Source organism: Endozoicomonas atrinae (assembly GCF_001647025.1).
In the GTDB taxonomy this organism is placed as follows: Bacteria; Pseudomonadota; Gammaproteobacteria; order Pseudomonadales; family Endozoicomonadaceae; genus Endozoicomonas; species Endozoicomonas atrinae.
Genome location: NZ_LUKQ02000428.1, coordinates 1 through 2,999, shown reverse-complemented (window position 1 = coordinate 2,999; position 2,999 = coordinate 1). Strand labels below are relative to the sequence as shown.

Genomic DNA, 2,999 nt, shown 5'->3' with positions numbered 1-2,999 from the left:
CCGTTGGCGACTATGCCGATACCACTACCAATGGCGGCACTACAGCATTCAGTACTGAAACGGCCCCTGTTGGCATTCTGGTTAATGCGGTCAATGATGCGCCGGTGGTCAACACCAGTGCCAGCCTGAACCTGACGGCAATCAACGAAGACGATACCAACAGCGATGGCAGCTATGTCTACCAAGTCGCTCAGGGCAGTATCACTGACCCGGATGGCTATTTTGGTGATGATTCCATCGAAGCCATGGCTATTACCAGTGTCGATAACACTAACGGTACCTGGCAATACAAGATTGGCTGGAATGATCCATGGACCAATATTGACGACGGCAGTCTGGCAGATAACCATGCCCTGTTGCTCGACAGTTACAACAAAGTCCGCTTTGTGCCAAACGCCGATTATAACGGTGATGCCACCTTCAGCTTCAGGGCATGGGATAGATCAGAAGGTACAGCAGGACAATATCAGGATACCAGCATCAACGGCGGCACCACGGCATACAGTGCAGATACCGCGTCAGCCAGTGTAACAGTCAATGCGGTAAATGACGCGCCCACCTCTACAGACAGTACGATTACTGTGACAGAGGATGGAACACACAGCTTCACGGCTGCCGACTTTAACTTCAGCGATGCCGATGGCGATGCGTTCCATTCCGTTAAAATCACCCAATTACCCACAGCAGGGACACTGTATAAGAAAGCCCGTCCTGATCTGGAATTTTCATTCAGTGATTCCAGTGATCCCGCTAATGACTCTCGCAATAGTATTCATGGCACATTAACAGGTGCCACCCATGCTTCTGACCCCGAACAAGGCGATGTCGTCAATTTCAGCACCTCAACTGACCAGATTCAGCTGGATCAGACATTCAATTTAGGCAATGAGTGGACGATCAGCGCTAAATTTAAAGATCTTTATTTAAATAACAATGCCTGGAATACCCTGACCCGGGGTAGCACAACAGACCATCAGATTATTTTCCATGAAACCACAGGTGAGTTAGGTACCTATACTTCTGGCTTCAACGGAACCGGTTTTTTTGCCTCTGATATTGGTAGCGGCTGGCATGAAATAACCGCTGTTGGTAAAGGGGGTAAAACCTACTTTTATCTTGATGACCAATTTGTTGGCGTTGCTGATGCTCAGTCAACCAGCGATGTTTCGACGATTGGTAATCACGATGGAACACAACCTTTTGCCGAATTTCTGGATGATTTCCAGATTAAAAATACAGCGTTGTTGCCTGAATTCGATCTGGATTCTATGGAGTCCACGCCTTCGATCCATTTTGATTTCAGTGATTCCACAAACCCTGCCTACGATCCGGATCATGGCTTTACTGGAACGTTAACCGGGGCAAGCTGGGTTAATGATGCCCAACAAGGGGCTGCACTCCAGTTTGATGCTACTACGGATAGACTCCTATTGGATCAGCCCATTGCTTTGGAAAGTGAGTGGACCATCAGTGCTCGGTTTAAAGACCTCCAGCTAGGCAATGGAGCTGTTGGCGCTTTGACCCGCGAAGAAGGTAACCATGATATCCACATAGAGGTCTCAGACTCTGGCGAATTGGGTACCCGCGATAGAACGACAAATACATTTTATTCATCGGGTTATAATATGAGCAGCCTGAGCAGTAGTGACTGGCATACATTAACGGCTGTGGGTAAAGATGGTAAAACTCTTTTTTATATTAATAACCAGCACGTAGGAACCAGTGACTATCAATCCCTGGGTTCTATCAGCTCAATAGGCAATGCAGTTGATTCTGCTACCCCTTATGTCTTCGCTCAGTTTATTGATGACTTCCGTGTTTATAATGAAGCGCTGGTTCCTGAAATACCGCCACTGTCTTTAGGATTAACGGAAGTTGCAATTAATGATGTGATTGCAGAAGAAGATATCATCGACCTTGTCTTTGTCCCTGATGCCAATGCCAACGGTACAGACTACTCAAACCTGCAATACACCGTCAGTGATGGCACACTGGAAAGCTCCCCCCATACCCTGACATTTGATGTAACGGCGGTTAATGATGCGCCACAGTTTGTCAACGTCAGTATCCCTGATGCGCCTTTACCCCAGGAATCCTGGGACTTTGCAGATAGCAGTTATACCGGTGCTAATGGTGCTGTATTCACACCGTCATCTACACCGACTTTTGTTGCCGGGCCCAATAGTCAGCACAGCAATGCTATTCATTTTGATGGTGTGGACGACAAAGTATCAGCTACTTTTAATGCCTCTGAAACGGCCTTCTCTACTTCTTTCTGGTTTAGAACTACAGATGCTACAGGTGGACTATTCGAAGTCCATTCAGGTACTTCTGGGCATGATCGGTCAATCTACCTGGAAAATGGCCAGCTGAAAGGGTATTTATGGCAAGGAGGGCCCTCTGAAATTATTTCAAGCACCGACACTTATAATGATGGTGAGTGGCACCATGTAACCTATACGCTGGGTGGTGAAGCGGGTGGACAAACCCTTTATGTTGACGGCCGGCAAGTGGCTTCGGGAGAGTATAGCTTTTCAGGATTTACCAGTCAGACCAATATTCAGCTGGGGCATTCAAACTATGTGGGCGGCCACCTTGAAGGAGACATTGCTGGATTTAATATTTATGATGAAGCGCTATCCAGCGATGATGTGCTCAAAGTTATGCTGGATGCCGATACTTATGCACAGTCCGCACAAGCATTTGAAGACCGGGTCAACACTACGACCGACAGCGACCAGCATCAATCTGCGATTGCCGCCACAGCAGATGGCGGCGCTATTTCAGTCTGGCTGGATCAGAGTGGCAGTACCTATGCCATTATGGGGCAAAAGTTAACTACTAGTCGTGATGGTCTAACCGCTTCAGGAAATGAATTTAAAATAAACACAAATGATCCAACAAGCAACCACAACATGTCCGCTCCAGACATCATTGTTCTGGAAAATGGTAATTATGTAGTTGCTTGGGAATATAGTGTACCTGGCTCAAACTCTACA

General features: G+C 47.1%; 1 protein-coding gene. It reads left to right on the top strand.

The genetic code is table 11. From position 1 onward, the window contains the following. Nucleotides 1–2,999: LamG-like jellyroll fold domain-containing protein (locus AK963_RS27415; RefSeq protein WP_238593870.1), on the top strand; the 2,999-nt coding region annotated here is incomplete at both ends.